The organism is Streptomyces sp. NPDC008079 (assembly GCF_042957385.1).
In the GTDB taxonomy this organism is placed as follows: Bacteria; Actinomycetota; Actinomycetes; order Streptomycetales; family Streptomycetaceae; genus Actinacidiphila.
Genome location: NZ_JBIBIC010000021.1, coordinates 24,545 through 41,275 on the forward strand (window position 1 = coordinate 24,545; position 16,731 = coordinate 41,275).

The 16,731-nt window shown below is 65.1% G+C and carries 13 protein-coding genes; 11 read left to right on the plus strand and 2 right to left on the minus strand.

Annotated features, from left to right (window positions below; all coding sequences use genetic code 11):
- Positions 1-22: 22 nt before the first annotated feature.
- From ACFZAM_RS31305 to ACFZAM_RS31335, 7 genes are read left to right on the plus strand one after another with little or no spacing between them, the layout of a single operon-like run.
- Positions 23-325: a hypothetical protein gene (locus ACFZAM_RS31305; protein WP_391050809.1), complete on the plus strand. Its 303-nt coding sequence runs from the start codon at positions 23-25 to the stop codon at positions 323-325.
- On the plus strand, positions 322-2,475 hold the full coding sequence (locus tag ACFZAM_RS31310) for a hypothetical protein (protein WP_391050811.1): 2,154 nt from the start codon (positions 322-324) through the stop codon (positions 2,473-2,475). Before ACFZAM_RS31305 ends, ACFZAM_RS31310 begins: the two co-directional genes overlap by 4 nt.
- 1 nt (position 2,476) lies before the next feature.
- Complete coding sequence (locus ACFZAM_RS31315; protein WP_391050813.1) at positions 2,477-3,124, plus strand: hypothetical protein; 648 nt, start codon at positions 2,477-2,479, stop codon at positions 3,122-3,124.
- Complete coding sequence (locus tag ACFZAM_RS31320; RefSeq protein ID WP_391050815.1) at positions 3,121-3,360, plus strand: hypothetical protein; 240 nt, start codon at positions 3,121-3,123, stop codon at positions 3,358-3,360. The genes ACFZAM_RS31315 and ACFZAM_RS31320 overlap by 4 nt, the downstream gene beginning before the upstream one ends.
- Positions 3,353-4,006, plus strand: coding sequence for a hypothetical protein (locus tag ACFZAM_RS31325; RefSeq protein ID WP_391050816.1), 654 nt, complete (start codon positions 3,353-3,355; stop codon positions 4,004-4,006). The genes ACFZAM_RS31320 and ACFZAM_RS31325 overlap by 8 nt, the downstream gene beginning before the upstream one ends.
- 44 nt (positions 4,007-4,050) lie before the next feature.
- Complete coding sequence (locus ACFZAM_RS31330) at positions 4,051-6,528, plus strand: hypothetical protein (protein ID WP_391050818.1); 2,478 nt, start codon at positions 4,051-4,053, stop codon at positions 6,526-6,528.
- Positions 6,528-6,983, plus strand: a complete 456-nt coding sequence (locus ACFZAM_RS31335) for a hypothetical protein (RefSeq protein ID WP_391050820.1) — start codon at positions 6,528-6,530, stop codon at positions 6,981-6,983. The genes ACFZAM_RS31330 and ACFZAM_RS31335 overlap by 1 nt, the downstream gene beginning before the upstream one ends.
- 68 nt (positions 6,984-7,051) lie before the next feature.
- Here the strand turns inward: ACFZAM_RS31335 and ACFZAM_RS31340 are convergent, their stop codons facing one another.
- Positions 7,052-7,966, minus strand: a complete 915-nt coding sequence (locus tag ACFZAM_RS31340; RefSeq protein ID WP_391050822.1) for a hypothetical protein — start codon at positions 7,964-7,966, stop codon at positions 7,052-7,054.
- On the minus strand, positions 7,966-8,745 hold the full coding sequence (locus ACFZAM_RS31345; RefSeq protein ID WP_391050824.1) for a division plane positioning ATPase MipZ: 780 nt from the start codon (positions 8,743-8,745) through the stop codon (positions 7,966-7,968). Before ACFZAM_RS31345 ends, ACFZAM_RS31340 begins: the two co-directional genes overlap by 1 nt.
- Positions 8,746-8,889: 144 nt before the next feature.
- Here ACFZAM_RS31345 and ACFZAM_RS31350 point away from each other — a divergent pair, with 144 nt between their 5' ends.
- From ACFZAM_RS31350 to ACFZAM_RS31365, 4 genes are read left to right on the plus strand one after another with little or no spacing between them, the layout of a single operon-like run.
- Positions 8,890-9,318: a hypothetical protein gene (locus ACFZAM_RS31350; RefSeq protein WP_391050826.1), complete on the plus strand. Its 429-nt coding sequence runs from the start codon at positions 8,890-8,892 to the stop codon at positions 9,316-9,318.
- 29 nt (positions 9,319-9,347) lie between these two features.
- Complete coding sequence (locus tag ACFZAM_RS31355; protein ID WP_391050828.1) at positions 9,348-11,195, plus strand: baseplate J/gp47 family protein; 1,848 nt, start codon at positions 9,348-9,350, stop codon at positions 11,193-11,195.
- A complete protein-coding gene (locus ACFZAM_RS31360; RefSeq protein ID WP_391050830.1) occupies positions 11,195-12,523 on the plus strand; it encodes a hypothetical protein in 1,329 nt (442 codons plus the stop codon). The genes ACFZAM_RS31355 and ACFZAM_RS31360 overlap by 1 nt, the downstream gene beginning before the upstream one ends.
- A gap of 10 nt (positions 12,524-12,533) precedes the next feature.
- Positions 12,534-16,730 carry a poly-gamma-glutamate hydrolase family protein gene (locus ACFZAM_RS31365; protein ID WP_391050832.1) on the plus strand — a complete coding sequence of 1,399 codons (4,197 nt, stop codon included), beginning with the start codon at positions 12,534-12,536 and terminating at the stop codon, positions 16,728-16,730.
- Position 16,731 lies beyond the last annotated feature (1 nt).

The window sequence follows — 16,731 nt, forward strand, 5'->3', positions numbered from 1 at the left end:
CCTGACGCGTTCCAGGCCGTCCGTGGTGCAGAGCTTCGGCCTGGAGCTGCTGATCCTCGCTGACGGCTGGGCGCAGCAGCAGGTGGTGCCCGTGCGGTCCGGCGCGGAGGATCCGCCCGAGGAAGTGCCGGATCTGGATCCGGCGGATGACTGGGACTACTCGGAGGTGGAGTGGGCAACCGACGCCTCCGCCGACGAGTGGCAGCTCATGCAGCAGCAGTTGGCGGCGAACCGGGTCACGGTGAGCGACCCGGAGCCTGACAGTCCGCCGGTGATTAGGAGCGTTCCGATGGCTGACGTCGACTTCGATCGAGAGTGGACATGACGACACCGCCGCCGGGACCGGGAGCCTCCGCAGCGCTCAACGCGATCGCCATGCAGCTCGCGGCACTGCTGCACCAGCAGCAGGTCTACAACAACCTGCCCTCTTCCTCCGCACAGGCCATGGCGGCACGTCAGGCTGTTACTCCGCAACCGCCGGGCAGCAGCGCGCCTCCGTCGTGGGTGCAGGGGCTGACCGGCGGTGCCACCCCTCCACCGGCCGCGCCGACGGTCGGCTGGCTTCAGCAGGCTGCCCAGTCGCTGATCAGCCAGGTAGTCCTCAACCAGCCTCGCCGGAGCGGCGGCACGGCAACGACCGTCACACCCCCCAGCACGCCACAGGGCGGAGTCACCGGTACCAGCAGCGCCTATCCGGCCATGATGATGCCCACCAGCGGTGGCGTCCCCAATCCGTGGGGCGGCATGCCCGCAATGGTGCCATCCACCATGTTTTATCCCGGCGCCTCGTCCGCGCCGCCCGTAAGCTCCTCCCACGGCGGCGCAGGAAGCTGGAACACCAGCACCGGAGTTGGTCGCTGGGCGCGCTCCTCACTGCCCCGTATCGGCGCCGCTGTGGGAGGCCCCTGGGGCGCCGTGGCGGGCGCGGCTATTGCAGCGAGCACCCAGGTTCCGGCTGAGGTCCGTTCCCAGCGGGACAAGAACGCCTTCTACCAGTCGATCGAGGGAGGATCGAACGCGAGCGGCTTCGGCGAGCGGCTGTCCGAAGAGGGATACCGCTGGTCGACCTTCGGCGTCCTGTCCAGCCAGGAGGCGCGCCAGGCGTTCAAGGGCGTCACCAAACTGGGCTTCAACTCCAAGGTCGAGGGCGGCCCCGGCCGTCAGGATGCCCTCGACTTCGTCTATCACGGCAAGACGTCCTACGGCGCGACCGTCGATGAGAGCCTTCAGGAGATCCAGGTCGCCACCCAAAGTGCCCTGACCAACTTCAAGGATCTCTCCAAGGCGCTCAAGGACGTCTCCGATTCCGCCGGAAAAGCCGGGGTCAACGCCCAGATGGCCAGAGGCGAGTTCACCCAGCTCATGGACACCGCGATCAAGACGGGGTACGGCTCGTCGTCTGCGGACGTCGCCCAACTCGAACAGCAGACGAAGAACTCCTACGGCAGGTCGTTCCAGGGCGTCGATGTCTCCGGGCGCCTCTCCCAGTCCCACGCGGTGATGGCTTCCTCGCTTTCCGGGATCTCCGTAGCGCAGTACATGACCGGCGGCGCAGGGGTTAAGGGTGCTGCTGACGCCAAGCTCGATGCGGCCACGGTCGACGCGATTCTCAAGCCAGGAGTCGCGGACTGGGTCAAGGAGCAGATCAACGATGCGGGCGGCAACGTCGGGCAGGACATCGTCCAGCAGATCGCTGAGGAGATGCTCCGCCAGTTCTACCCGAATGATCTCCAGGCCCTCGGTCCTGTCGTCGCATCGATCTCCGGCAACTCCGGCCTCACCAACGATCCCGTCAAGGCTGCGATGTGGATCGTCCAGCAGTACAACGGCAAGGGCGCCGCCGAGACCGCGAAGACCATCGCCGCCGGAACCAACAAGACCAACCAGCAGCTCCACGACAGGAACCGGCCGCAGTCGGGCACGTACCTGATGCAGCACGATCGCGGACGCATGCTCACCAGCACCCTCGGGACCAAGTCCACAGCGGCCACGCGCGCCTACCAGGACTGGAGCCAGAGCGCGGGAACGGACAACCAGGACCTCGTCATCCGCAACCTCCTCAAGGACGTCGACGACGACAAGACGCAGGTCGCGGTGACCACTAAGTCCGGCAAGCGCGTCGTTTCGCTGGCCGACGCCATCAAAAACCACCGCAATGAACTGGCCACCGGCAAGGCCGTCATCGTCTCCGGCGACCAGGCCGGGAAGAGCGTCAAGGATGTCGTCGGCGCCGACAACGTGGACCCCCTGCGGGACTACTCGAAGGAAGCAGCCGCCACCGACAACTCCGGTATGGCGTACGACACCTGGACGAAGAAGAACAGCACGAGCGCGGGCAAGCTTCAGATCGGCCTCACCCCGGACGCACGCCGTTTGCTGACCGTGCTGGACAACACCGGCGTGGCCGGATCGGCCGCCACCGCGACGCCGCCACAGAGCCCGTACGCGTCGAACCCGTCCTACAACGGAGGCTGAGATGTCCCTGGCCTCACTCGGATTCTCCGGCGGCGGTCCCAGCATCACTTTCCGCCTCAATCCAAGCTCCATCGACTGGGGCTTCGACATCCACACCAACGCCATCGACACCATCGGCGGACGGGTCGTGGAGATCACCGGCGCGACTCTCCGAGACTTGACGGTCACCGGCTACCTCGGAGAGGACCACGGTGCGGGCCGGTCCAAGGACGGTCTCTCTGACCATGCGGGCGCCTCCTGGCGCCTTCATGAAGCGTTCATCACCCGTTGCAGGGCCGTCATGGAGTACCAGTCCCGCGACGCCACGACCCCCGGAACCATGCATCCGCCCGCCGTCTTCAACTACCCGTCCAGGAACTGGCGCTGGAAGGTCTATCTGAAATCCGTCGCCGACCTCGACGGAAACGGCTCTGTCGAGCACCGGACCGGAAAATACAGCCATGGCTACAAGCTGGCCCTGTTCGTCGTCCAGGGCGGTTCTGACAGCCTGGTCAGGGCCGGAAGCAGTGACAACGTGATAAACGCGGCGCAGGAGAAAGCCATCGCCTCGTATATCGCGCGTATATCGGAAGGGATCGGCTGGCGGCAGAGCGAGTACAACGGCGGTCTCGCCGACAGCGGCCCCTCGGACAAGGGACAGACACCATGACCGTGAACCAGTGGGGAAGCGACGTTCCCGTCTCGATGCCCCAGCCGCTGCCCTCCGACCTCACCGGCCACACTGTCGCCATGGGTGGCTTCGTCATGACCGAACGCGGCCTCTTCCACGACCTGTCGTCCGCCGACCACGACCGGATGTCCCGTCCGCAGTTCGCGCCGTACAACCCTCAGCAGCACGTCAACGAGACAACCCCGGACCCGGCCGACGAGGTGGAACATGGCTGACACCCGGCAGGGCCTGAACTGCACCCTGACCTACCCCCGTCGCGGCGTCACACAGACCTTCCGGGCACGCGTGGACACCGTCGGCCACGGCCTGGTGATGGTCGCCGCCGAATCCACCGGCCGTAACCGCCGCGCCTACTACCCGCACCGTGTCGCGCCCGCCCAGTTCTACCTGAGGATGCTCCTCAACGGCTTCGCGGAGCGGAAGGCATTCAGCGACTGGATGCAGGCGTACGCCGACTACGTCATGGACCCCGGCCTGCCCGGCGGCCAGAAGTTTCCCGACATGCGGGTGCTGGTCCCGGCAAGGAAATTCGACCGGGAGGGCGTTCCTCTCACCGGATTCGACTGGGGGGACACCGTCGGAGCGATGCTGTGGACGCCGACCGTCACCTTCGAAACGACCCGCGAACCACAGGACACCGAGAGCTGGGCCACCAGCCACTTCGTAGCGGCTTCAGACCCCTCCCTGAAGTACTTCTGGCCGTCCGGAACACAGCTCGGCGGCAATGCCGTCCCCAGCGGCTCCTACACCACCGTCATCGACGGCACGGACGGAGGCAGTGACGCGGGGCAGAACCCCATACCACTCCCGCACACCTCCGGCGCCGACCCCGGATTCGCACCGGCCGACTACGGCGACTGATGTGATCCTGCCGCTTCCGCGACCCAAGGGATGGAGGTGGTCTGGTGCCGCAATTCGTCTACGCCCCGAACGTCAAGGTGTACGTCTCCACGGAGAAGCACGGAATCGTGGACGTCTCTGGCGACCTCGTCGACGGCACCCTCATACGCCGCTCAGACGGAGTGTCGACCTTCGAGTTCCGGCTCCAGAACGCCCGGCGGAAGTACGACGGAGTTTTCAGTCCCAACGACCGCATCAGCGTGGAGATGAAGCGCCTGAAGTGGTTGCTGGTCTACACCGGCTATCTCAACCAGGTGCCACTGGTCACCGCATGGCCACGCGTGGTGAATCTGACCTCGTCGTGCAGCCTGAAGCGATTGCAGTACTGGTTCTGGGACGCACACGCCGAAGCGTCACAGGCCATGGTTCGCCAGGCCCTCACCGACGCAGGCAAGGACAACGGGGTCTCCGACGGCGGCATGACCAACGTCGTCCTCACGATCCTCCGCAAGGTCGTTGGTTGGCCGGAATCCAAGGCGCACATCGCCGCCATCCCTGGCACCTGGTACAAGGTCATCGAGGACCTCGCGAAGCAGATCGACGCACAGCTCACCGGCGCCGACGAGTTGGCAAGGACTCTTATGCAGTCCTTGGGGACGTCATCCATCGGCGGCGTCAGCGGGGCTACGTCAAGCGCGCTCACCGGCACGTATGGCGGCTTCAACAGCGCGGAGCAGAAGTCGAACGCGGCACTGATCTACACTGTCGGGAAGAGCGTCGGCGCGGGAAATCGGGACATCATCATCGCGCTCGTCGCTGCTATGCAGGAGTCCGGCCTCCGCAACCTCAAGGGCGGAGACAAGGACTCGGCCGGGCTCTTCCAAATGCGCCCCTCGCAGTCCTGGGGAACGTACGAGCAAGTCACCAACCCCGACTACGCCACCCGGAAATTCTTCAAGGTCCTCTTCGCCATCCCCGGCCGCGCCGTCCTCAGCGTCGGCGGCGCGGCACAGCAGGTTGAGCGAAGCGCCTTTCCTGGCCTCTACGCTCAGCACGAGCCCGCCGCCACGGCGATGGTCCGGGACCTCGACAAGGGCGCCACGAGCAACCCCCTCAATAGCAAACCGATGGGCACACTCTCCGGGGCGGCCCTCGCCCAGCTCGCCGTGAACTTCTGCAAGAAGTACCCGAACATCCCCTACAGCCAGGAGTACGGGGGCACCCAGCTCGCCATCCTCAAGGCGGAACCCCCTCCGGCGCTGGACTGCTCCAGCTTCGTCCAGTCCATGGTTCTGCGCGGTCTCGGTGCCCTGTACGGGCTGCCGCGCGTCGCTTCAGATCAAGCGAAATTCTGCCAGTCCGACGGAAAACTCGTCTCTGTGCAGACCGCACTCCACACACCCGGCGCACTCGTTTTCAAGGGCAGCAGCCTCAGCACGATCTTCCACGTCGAGATGTGCCTCGGCGACGGCAAATCCACGATCGGCGCCCACCGCGTTGGTGCGAAGCCCCACGATGTCGGAGTCAACCCCCCCTCGGATCCCAGCTACTGGGACTACGGCGGCTTCCTTCCCCGCATCAGCTACACCACCGGAGCGAGCGGCATCGACACGGGAGGAACCGACGACGGCACCGTGGGTACAGGCCCGGACGGTGTGCAACTCGGCACTGGCGCTGAGGTGCCCGGCTACAACCCGAACGACCCCTTCGACAAGCTCTTCGGCGACAATGCGTGGCTGCCGATCTCCACGGCGGAGAACGACCCGAACTACCTCCTCGCGCAGGCCCTCAACGGTCCACGTGCGCTCCTCAACGACCAGCCTCTGCTGCCGTACCTCAAGAACATCTTCAATTCCACGATGAGGAGCTTCAGCAGCGCCCCGAACGGCGACCTGATCGCCTGGTACCCGGACTACTACGGCATGTGGGGAACAGCGGCCAAAATGGTCGTCGAGCCCATCGAGGTCCAGGACTTCACCGTCACCTGGAGCGACGACTACATGGTCACGCACCAGTTCGTGGTCACCTCCCCGGTTTCCGGCAACCTCTTCGACCCGTCGACTGGCACCGTCTCTTCCGTCGCTCAGTCGTACCTCGACCAGCTCGCCGTCTTCACGACCGGTGTCGTGACGATCGACTTCCCCGGAGTATGGAAGGCCCTGTTCGGGATGGACATGACCGAAGCCGAGGCGAAGACGTTCGCCACCTGGATCAAGACGCGGTTCGGGGCACGGCCGGACTATCAGCAGCTCCCTGGACTTGTCGGCCCGAAGGCCCAGATGTTCGCTGCGATATTTCTGTTCATGCGCCAGTTCGCGTACCAGTACTCCGCCAGCGTGCCGCTGACCTTCATGCCTGAGCTGTTTCCAGGCATGGTCATGCAGTTGCCGTTCGCGAACTTCCAGGGGTACGTCACCACGGTCACCCATCAGTTCCAATTCGGTGAGGGCGGTGGTTTCTCGACGTCGGCAAGTATCGCGGCCCCCGCTCGGATCAACGGCAAGGGAAACAAGCTTCTCGGGCTCCCCGTGGCAGGTAAGTAATGGGCAGCGCGGCGACGTACGGTATCGGCTGGAGCATCAAGCAGGTCCTGATCCGCGAAATCAGTGCCCTGAGCGGCATCGCCCGCGCCGTCGACACGGAGGGTACGGTCGTTGAAGTGCGTACAGGGCTGCAGCGGACTGGCATCACGCCTCGGGTCGGGCAGACCTGGCTCGTGGACAGGGACCTCGGCGCATGGACGTTCACGGCGCTCGTGGCCACCCCCGCAGGGCCGGACCCCCTACACGGTCGTGTCGTCCTCACGGCTGGTGTTGCCGTTGTCGCGACCACGGCGGTGACGGCTGCCAGCAACATCTACGTGATGAGTCAGGCCGACGGCGGTACGCCGGGGTGGCTGCGGATCTCCGCCCGAGTCCCAGGAGCGTCGTTCACGGTCCGGTCCAGCTCGACCACTGACCTGTCGACGGTAGCGTGGAGAATCCACGAGCCCCTGTAGCCAGAAAAAGTGTGACCCATGGGTCACACTTTTTCTGGCGCTCAAAACCGTGACCCATGGGTCACGGTTTACCCCTGCACGAGAGCGGCAGCCGCCTCGTAGCGCTCGCGAAGCTGGTCTACGTACGTCCGGGCCGCCTCGGGGTTCTGCTCTTTGACCTGCTGAAGTAGGTCAAGTTCGACCAGTCGACGGCTCTTCACGGCCTGTTTCAACTTGAGAACCACGTCCGGCTGTTCCACCTCGGGTTCTGGCTCCATGAGGTCCGCAAGCGGACCCAGAACCAGGAGTTTTCGTGCCCAGACCGCTCCGGAAGAGTTGACCTTTCCTGCGAGCTTCATCTGAGCAAACTGAGTCCGCAGGCGCTCCTGACGCTCCGGCGTCGGGTCGAAGTCGTTGTTCTCGTCGGTCAGCGTCCCGTAGAGAACTCTGACGGTCCTCTCGTTGAGCGGCGCTTCCACCATGTCGGCGATCACCTCGTAGACAGGAAGCGCGCGTCGGATTCGGTAGACGTCCTGCTTGCTCAACCCGATGGTCTCGCCGAACGCCTCGACCGACTTGTATCCGGCTGCTTTGAGGGCCTTGTTGTCGGAGGTCGCCTCCCATACATGCCGACCGACCGAGAGGATGTAGTCCCGCTCCAGTCGGCCTACTGCATCACTGAGGGCGGTGTTGCCGACAACGATGCGGCGCCGGTGATGAGCGATCTGATCACGGATGTCGGCGTCCGACGGAGGTGCGATGTAGGTGAACGCATGGGACTCACGTCCGAGGGTGACGTCATCAAGCTGCGGTTCGATCGGGCCCGGCGATGCTGAAGCCTGACGCGGGAGCGCTTCCTTGGGTTGCACCCCGGTCGGAATCGCGTCATCTTCCCCCCGGCGCGCAGGTGCGTCAGCGGTGGCTGCTGCGGCTTCACGCGCAAGCATCTTCCGCTTCTCTGCCGGGGTCATCTTTGCCGCCGTCGCTCTGCCCAGACTGGCCATCAGGCCGCGACTCCTTTCATCATGAAACGGAGGAGAAACCCGAACTCCTTCAGGTCTTCCCTGCTTGGGGTCTGCTCCCAGGACCGTGGGTAATGAACAGCGTTGGAGATCTGGAACGCCTCCGGCACGATCGCGTCGACCTGATCCATCGACTGGAGGGCGACTTCTAGGGAGTCCCGCTGTTCGTCAGCAAGCCGGTTCGACTTGGACGTCTTCACCATCAGCACGTAGGCGTGGAGACCTGTCACGGAGGTGTTGAACTTCGCGGCCTTCATTGCCAGCTTCATCGACGGCGCCACGCGAGTTGTCTCGTAGCCGGACGGCGCCGTAGGCATGACCAGCACGTTCGCCGTCATGCAGAGGTCGCTGTACGCCTCCTTGTCGCCTCCGCCGATATCGACGATGACGACCTGATAGTGCTGCTTCAGCTCCTCGATCACCTCCGCAAGGTCGGGGTCCGTCTCCTTGCGGTTCTTGAAGAGGTGCAGATCGAAGGGCACGTTCTCCCTGGGGTGGCGACGTTCCCTGATGGAGACCCAGTTCTCAGCGCTCTGGCTGTTGTCGTCAGTGTCCACGAAAACGACCTTCAGGCCCATGACACGCGCAAGGTACAGGGCCATGTAGAGCGCTGACGTGGTCTTGCCGGTGCCCCCCTTCAGTATTCCGACGCCGATCACCAGGCAGCCGTTGCTGACGATCCATGCCCTGAGGGCCTCAAAAGACATCATCAGCTTGATCAAGCTCTTGTGCGCTTGACGAGGAAGCGTCCGTGCGCTCACTTTTCCTCCTTGGCGGGCGGGGTTTGCCAACATCCTGCCGCATGCAACGCGCCGTCGTGGACAGCGCGCCCAAATCGGGCCCGACATCACCCTCATCTCCTGTGAAGCAGCCCCTGGTGATGCTCAAGGGGCGAGGAGGTGGCGATGAAGACCCTGGCGCTCGTGAGTGGAGATCTCGCGATCGGTGACGGCGGCTACCAGATGCTGACCGGCGGCCCCCGTATCCGGCAAGACCTCGCCCTGGCGATGGCGGAGCCGTACGGCCACGACACCTACCACCCCGAGTACGGCTCGGTGCTCGCGTCGTACATCGGTGAACCGCTCACCGCTGAGCTGGAACTCCTCGTCCGCTCCGAGGTGGTGCGGGTACTGCAGCAGTATGTCGCCGCACAGCAGGCTGACATCGCAACGGACGCTCTGGCAACTGCTCGATCCCGGTACAGCTACGCCGATGTAGTGGACGCGGTCACTTCAGTGGCTGCCGAGGTCTCCTTCAGCACGGTGAAGGTCCTGGTCGGCCTACGCACGCGGGCGGGCGCGGCGGTCAACGTCGTACGAACTGTGGCTCTGTGAAGCCGGTCGACTAAAGGAGGGGTGCTGAAGTGGGTGTTTCCCCAGATGACATCGTCACGCAGATCCGTGATGCCCTGAGGGTGTCCGACCCGGAGCTGGACACCTCTGTCGGTACTCCGCTTCGCAAGATCATGGACGCCTTCGCCGGTTCATTGGCGGACGCGTACATCCAGCAGCATCTGCTCAGCTACGCCTACGACATCGACTCCAAGATCGACGCTGACCTGGACGCATTTACTCAACTCTTCGGCATCGCACGGATGGCGGCGCGCCGTGCTGTCGGCACCGTGACGTTCAGCAGGACGGGGGACACCACCACCACGATCTTCATTCCGGTGGGCACCGAAGTATCCACCACGGATGCCTCCGTTGTAGTGCAGACGGTAACGGGCGGCACGCTCATGCCGGGTGCTACCTCCGTCACTGTCGCTGTTCAGTCCGTGACGGCTGGCCCTGAAGGGAACGTCGGCGCCGGGATGGCCAACCTGGTCACTTCACCGGTACAGGGTGTCGGGAGTGTAGTGAACACGGCAGCGTTGACCGGCGGCATGTCGAGGGAGACGGACTCTGAACTGCGGGCGCGCTGGAAAGCAACCGTCTTCCGGTCCCTGGCCGGAACCGAGCAGATGTACCTCGGCGTGGCGCTCGATGACCCGGACTGCTACGCCGCCTCCGTCGTCGGCGCATCCTCCACGCGCACCGAGATTCTGCAAGTCCCAGTATCAGGAAACACTCTCGCTCAGATCACGGACGCCAAATACGTCTTCGCCGCTCCGGTGCAGGTGACGAAGGCGGACGGGACACAGCTCTCGGCCGGATACGACTACCAGTGGATCCCGAGCAACCCGCCCGCCATCCACGCGCTGTCCGGAGCGTTCCCGGCTGCCGGTGAACTGCTGACCGTGGCCTACCAGTACCTGCCTGTGGTGTCCCGAAACGATCCGGCGTCGGTCATCACCAACCGAGTGGACCTCTTCGTCGGCGGTACGAGGGCGCAGTCCGCACAGGCGGGCAGTATCTTCCGCCGGTCCAACGTCTTCACGGCCAGCCTCGGCACGGACCTCACCATCGGCAACTGGATCCGGGCTGACCAGACACCGCCTGACCCAACCAACGTGTTCGTGCAGCTTCCGTACGGCCCGATCCTGACCGTGCCCGCGACGCTGACAATCAGCGGAACGACCTACGGACTGGCGACCAATGACCACCCCTTCGGCACCGTGTCCGGCAGCGTCACCTATGCCTACCGAATCGTGCATCAGAACACCGTCGACGGCTGGACCGCTACCTCCAAGTTCGGCCTGGAGTGGCACCACAGCTACCTTCCCCCTGACGGTGCCGCCTTCAACGTGGGGGAATCGGGCGACTACACCTACAACGAGATCCCCGCTTCAGTACAGGACACGGTCAACCGCTGGCGCCTGGCCGGTGTCGACGCCAAGGTGCACCAGGCGCAGACACGCTGGCTCCGGTTCACTCTGGGGCTGATGTACACCCAGACGTCCACGGGTTCCGCCAGTGCGGTACAGGATGCGATCCGGGCTGCGTTGAGTGACTTCCTCGCCCGTCTCGGCTTCAGTGCGGCGGTTCAGGTCAGCGATGTACTGGAGGTCATTCATCAAGTCCCCGGCGTAGACAACGTCCGTGTACTCAACGGCGGAGACGTAACCGGCTACAACCCGCTCAACCCCAACGCTTCAGTGGTGGGCATTCAGCAGATCGTCCCCGGCTCTGCACCTGCCAGCGCGGCCATCGCGTCGTACGTCGATGCGCCCACCGGCCGTGCAACCGACGTGTACTTCCGTGACAACGAACTGCCCGTCTTGGGGGCCGTGGTTTTCAAGACCCTCGCACGCAATTCCTTCGGGGTGCTCTGATGACCGACGACCTCCACCAGTCAACGAGCATCTACGCCGCTCCTGTGCTTCCTGACGGACTGATGCCCCTTCAGGCCGATGTGTCCGTACCGCAGACGACCGCGCTGGCCAGCAGTACCGGCATGCTCGTGACCGACACGACCATCGCCGAGCAGATGCGGCACTTCCCCGAAGAAATTTATGATCTCCGGCCGACGTCACATCTGATGCGCCTCATGCAGGCCCTTCTCGGCGACTCCGGCGTGGGCCAACTCCGCAAGCGCCTACTCCAGGCACAGATCCAGGCCCTGAGCACGGCAGGGGCCCGGTTTTTCGACCTCGACAGGTTCTATGGCCCCTTGTTCAACATCTCCCGTACGGCCGCCGAGGAACTGCCGATCAATCCCATGGAGTCTGCGACCGCGACACCGGCAGAATGGGACGCCATCGAGGCGGCCGACGCAAGCTTCCGTGACCGTATGACGGCGCTCGCACGAGCCATAGCGCTGGGCGGGACCGTACCGGGTCTGCAGGCCGCCGCCGAGGCCGTCACCGGCGTCGAGTGCGATGTCTACGAGTCCTGGGCCATGATCGAGGCGGCCAAGGACCCGCTGGCGTCCGGGCACACGTGGTCGTCCATGGAGGGCACGACGTGGGGCGCCTACGAAGGGCAGACCTGGGGCGTTCTGGAAGGGCTTCCCTTCTACGGCCGTTCGGGAACCCTCACTAGGAGCGAAGTCTTGGTGAGGGTCAACAAGGACTACGAGAGTTCTCCGTCCGGCCGCGCGGCACGCACCTCCGACGAAGCCGCTCTCGTCCGGGTCCTGGAGCGCCTGCGCCCTGCCGGACTGCTGGTCACGATCGACACGCAGGGTGCCTCCACGCTGCTGCAGAGGCAGATCTCCGCCATGGTCGCCGACTCTGAGCACTGGGAAATCGCCACTCAGGTGACGCCTCGCAGAACGGCGGGCGCGGCGCCGTATCCGGTCTCGTACGGACAGCAGCAGGCAGGGATCTCGGCGACGGCCCGGCGCGTGCTTCCGCAGCCGCCGATGACAACCCGGCTCGGCGATGCCTGGTCGTATGGCACTGAAGTGCCGTCGTGCAGGTCATACGCGGTAAACCCGGTCGATGTAACCGACTTCAGCCAGCCGGGGACTGTTCCCGACACCGTCGTGGCGACCGCCGACCAAACGATCGTCTGGCGTGACGGCACCTCGACGACCTACGTCGCTTCCCAGGGCGCCCTGGACCCGCTGATGGCACTCGCGGCACGAGCGGGATCCGAGGGCATCCTGACCGCCCACCCGTACTCGGGCGACCGCCGTACCGTCCCCACCACAGACTAATGGAGTCGGCATGACCGATACGTATGCCAACTATGCCGCCCTGGCCGCCGCTCATCCCATTGGAGTGGACTACCGGCTTCTTGAGCGCATCGCGGCAGGCTCCAGGCTGACTCACCTCGCCATTCACGGCGGCGGTATCGAGCCCGGCACCACCGAACTCGCCGACTACCTGGCGGGCAGCAGCCATCGATACTACAGCTTCGACGCGATGCTGCCGTCGGGAAACTCGGTCCTGCACCTCGCCAGCACGAACTTCGACGAGCCGACAGCGCTGGACCTGGTCGCGGGCAGCGACTACGTCATCGCGTGGCACGGCTGCACGGGTGCGGATCCGGTTACCTACATCAGTGGCCTCGACCTGGACATCAGCAACCGGATCCAGCAGGCGCTGGTGGATGCCGGGTTCGCTGTCGGCGGTGTCCCTCCAGAGGAGGCCGACGGCGCCGACCCGGCCAACCTGGTCAACAAGGGCACCCGCTCGATGGGCGTACAACTGCAGTTGTCCTACGGGCTGCGGCAGTCGTTTTTCAGTGACTTCACCCGCGCGGGCCGCGACACAGGCCCCCGTACACCGACGTGGTACAGCTACACCACGGCGATCCGTACTGCGCTTAACGGCCTGGATGTACTGGGTAAACCCCAGGACTTCATCGCTTCAGGCGGTGCTGCTCAGCCGGTGCGGGGCGTCTCGTCCGGAGTCGGCGACTACGGCATCCCCACCTTGTCGAGTCTCACCGTCGACGGCATGCCCCTAGACGCGGTCACCGACGCGCTGCGGCTCAACCAGACGGCCCGGCAGGCAGCAGGCGGCTCTCAGACTGAGAAGTTCTGGTCGTCCGCAGCGCGGCCGAACGGCGACCTGACCCGTGAGGTCTACGAGTTCAGCCTCACGAACGCGCGGCCCGTGAACCAGGTCACTTTCGCGCTCGCGCGGGTCCCGCAGCGCGCCTGGATCCAGTACCGGGCGCAGGACGGCACATGGCTCCCGCTTACCGTCGCGAACAGCCAGACTCCGGCCGCCGTCACCATCACCGACTCTGTCCCTGCCGTCATCCCCGCCGGAGTGAACAGCGACCTCCGGCAGCACCCTCAGCACTTCGGCGCCGGGCACTGGTACCCCCAGCAGATCGACGTCGCGCCGGTAACAGCAAGCCGCTTCCGCATCATCATGGCTCGTATTACCTCCACGGCCGCTCCTCGTGGTGTCGACGGGCAACTCGTCGACTACTGCCTGGGAATCAAGAACGCCGCCGTGTCCTACAAGGCCGCATCCCGAGCGGATCTACCCTGGCTGCCGCAGGCTGACCCCGAGCATTCCGTTCCGCTCGCCGGGTCCCAGGACGTCCTCGGCTCGCAGATCGACTACGTCGTACGGAACAACCCGGCATCCAACCTGCTGCGCGCTGACGGCGGCGTATGGCGGTGCGGGCCGCAGCCAATCCCGCAGGCCGTCGTCAGCCTTCACATGGACGTCCGGACGTCTACCGGTGATGCACAGGTCGTGGACCGTCTGTACGTGGAGCCGCTGACCGCTGGCCCGACGATGAACATCTACGTAACGGACAGCGATCCGGTTAGCGAGAGGTTCGCACCGTCGAACACCCCGCTGGCATTTCCTGCCGTCCGGCCGAGCACCATCAACCCTGTCGCTGACTCCATGGGAGTGCTGTTCAGCGATCCGACCGCCGCCCTGGAGATCGACAACAGCGCCATTCAGTTCGACCCCCGGCGCCCTTTCCTCCTCTCAATGATCATCAACCCGCAGTACACCTCGGACGACACCGCGACGTACACCGTGCTCGGGAACGGCCTGCTGTCGATCACGATCGCGGCCGGGGTCCTGTCGGTGGCCCTCGCCGACAGGACCGTCGTCATGGCTCCAGTTGGCTTCGGCTACAACACGGCGATGCCTTTCGCCGTGGCTTTCGACGGCGGCACCCTGACCGTCCGGACACCGTGGGAGACCAGATCCCAGGATCACGCTCAGCCCCCGGCGGGGGCGACGCCGTCCGCACTGCGCCTGGGGGCAGCCCTGGCCGGTGCCGCCGGAGCGTACCGGCTGACGAGCCTCTTCCTGGCTGTCGGCCGCCCGCAGGACATCTCCACCGTCGAGGGACACTGGGCAGCTCCGGCCGCCTACGGACTCACGCCGGGCTACGGCAAGGACGCGTCCGCTCACACCTGCGCAAACGCAATCCTGAGAATGGACCCGATGCTCGTCACCACAGGCGTCGACTCCGTGTGCCCGTGGGGGCTCATCGGGGGACCGGGCGTACGGTACGAGGACGCGGTCTGGACTCCAGTCCCCGGCAACTTCACCCTTCGCACGGGCATGGTCAAATTCAGGCCGGTCCGGGCACGGCACATCAAGTTGGAGTTCACGAACCTGAGTCCGATCTCGGTTGTTCCCTCCGGTGTCGCACCTCTCGTCGATGTCAGCCTCTTCCCTTCCACCTCGGCTCAGGGCATGAGCCCCAAGGCATCTCCCGCCGATACTTCCTCCGGTGCCGTGCCCGCGCCGACCTCCGTCGCACTCCAGGGCGCCCCGGTTCAGTACAGGGACAGCGCACGGCTCCAGGCGGGCACTGCGGTGGCGTCAACGCCGTACCTGCCCACTGAATCTCTGTACGCACCGGATCCCAGCGATGCGCAGATCCTGCGCCGGTCGAGTGCCGCCTTCCCCTACCTTCCTCTGCCGAGCACGACGGGCGGCCGGTTCGGCTCGACCGGTGTTCACCGCTACCACACCGTGCCGATCTCGATGGACGCCAAAACGGCCTACACCGTAGCAATCCGCCAGGTCCTCGCTTACGGAAGTGACCCCACGGCGGAGAGGGACACGGAACAGTACATCGAGCTGTTCCACTCGACTGAGAACCTCAGCGGTCATGTCGAAGGCGACCCTGCGGGGTGGACCTTCACCGGCTCTGCGATGGTGACGACGAGCCAGCCGCCGTGGAGTGGTTCCCGCCTACTGTCCGCGACGTACATCAGCAGGCGCCGCGTCATCGGTGTTCAGTTCGCCGCGCAGCTTTCCGACCCTCAGCAGCTCGTCGGCGACCCTGACTTCGACGACCCGTTCTTGCAGCAGTGGCGCCCCGTGGGGGACGCAGTCCTCTCGTCGAGTGATCAGTTCTCCACGACGATCGGACAGATGGCACTCGTCGAGCGCGGCCACGCGAAGTCGACCTGGTCCGCGATGGAGCGGGAATTTCCCACCTGGGGTGATATCGAGGACCTTGACTCAGCACCGTTCCGGCCGCTGTGGTCGGAAATCGAGCAGGCGAGCATCGATGCCAGCGATTTCGGCGGCATCGAGTCGCTGAGGGGCGTAACGCCCGCGCCCGCCGGACGGCTGTACGCGGCAGCGCGGGTCGTTTCCACCGGCCCCCTTACACGGCCTCTGATCCTTCAGCTCATCAACGGCGACGGACGGATCATCGCGGAGGTCGAACAGGAGATCACAGCGGCGCAGGTCACGGAGTTCTTCGTCGGAGCCACGGTTCACAAGACCCTCCCCGGATCACCTGTCACCTGGGGCGCTGTCCAAGCCCTCGGATCCTGGACGAACGTCGAGGCCACGGGGTCTTGGGGCGACGTCTCTCAGGACTACGACATCGACGGGGTCGATGACGTCCGTGTGCGTCTGACTCAGCAGGGCCCCAACGGCACCGACCAGTGGCTCTGCGACAGCATCGCGATCTTCAACGACCCCGTGATCTGGGAGATCTCCCACGACGGCGGCATCAACTGGCACGAAATGATCGGGATCCGGAACGACCCGCGCGGCGTCTTCCAGTTCCCGGCGCTGCCGACCAATGACAAGACCGACGGGACTCAGCTTCGCTGGCGCGCCACCGGCTTCGCCCCGAACCTGTCCTTGTCGTCGGTCGTGATCCGGCCCTGGTACTCATCACTCAACGGCGCCGTTCCGTACCACGACTCCCTGCAGTCGGCGGGGGCGTCCACATCGTTGGCTGACTACTACCCGGACATCACACAGGACCCCTACTTCCAGGGGTGGACCAGACCGATCCCGCAGAGCTGGTGGCTCGCCGCCCGGCAGTGGCAGGCACAGAACACACCGGTCACGCTGCCCCCACCCACCATTGTCCTGCCGCCGACCGTGGTCGAAGGCACTGACGAGGGTGCGCCGCAGGATCTGTCCCGTCATCACCTTGCCGACGCTATCGTCCTCAACGGATAGG

What these genes read in the sequence shown, in the direction of transcription:
- ACFZAM_RS31310 (WP_391050811.1), top strand. Translation starts at nt 322, where the DNA reads ATGACGACACCGCCGCCGGGACCGGGAGCCTCCGCAGCGCTCAACGCG.
- ACFZAM_RS31315 (WP_391050813.1), top strand. Translation starts at nt 2,477, where the DNA reads ATGTCCCTGGCCTCACTCGGATTCTCCGGCGGCGGTCCCAGCATCACT.
- ACFZAM_RS31320 (WP_391050815.1), top strand. Translation starts at nt 3,121, where the DNA reads ATGACCGTGAACCAGTGGGGAAGCGACGTTCCCGTCTCGATGCCCCAG.
- ACFZAM_RS31325 (WP_391050816.1), top strand. Translation starts at nt 3,353, where the DNA reads ATGGCTGACACCCGGCAGGGCCTGAACTGCACCCTGACCTACCCCCGT.
- ACFZAM_RS31335 (WP_391050820.1), top strand. Translation starts at nt 6,528, where the DNA reads ATGGGCAGCGCGGCGACGTACGGTATCGGCTGGAGCATCAAGCAGGTC.
- ACFZAM_RS31340 (WP_391050822.1), bottom strand. Translation starts at nt 7,966, where the DNA reads ATGGCCAGTCTGGGCAGAGCGACGGCGGCAAAGATGACCCCGGCAGAG.
- ACFZAM_RS31350 (WP_391050826.1), top strand. Translation starts at nt 8,890, where the DNA reads ATGAAGACCCTGGCGCTCGTGAGTGGAGATCTCGCGATCGGTGACGGC.
- ACFZAM_RS31360 (WP_391050830.1), top strand. Translation starts at nt 11,195, where the DNA reads ATGACCGACGACCTCCACCAGTCAACGAGCATCTACGCCGCTCCTGTG.
- ACFZAM_RS31365 (WP_391050832.1), top strand. Translation starts at nt 12,534, where the DNA reads ATGACCGATACGTATGCCAACTATGCCGCCCTGGCCGCCGCTCATCCC.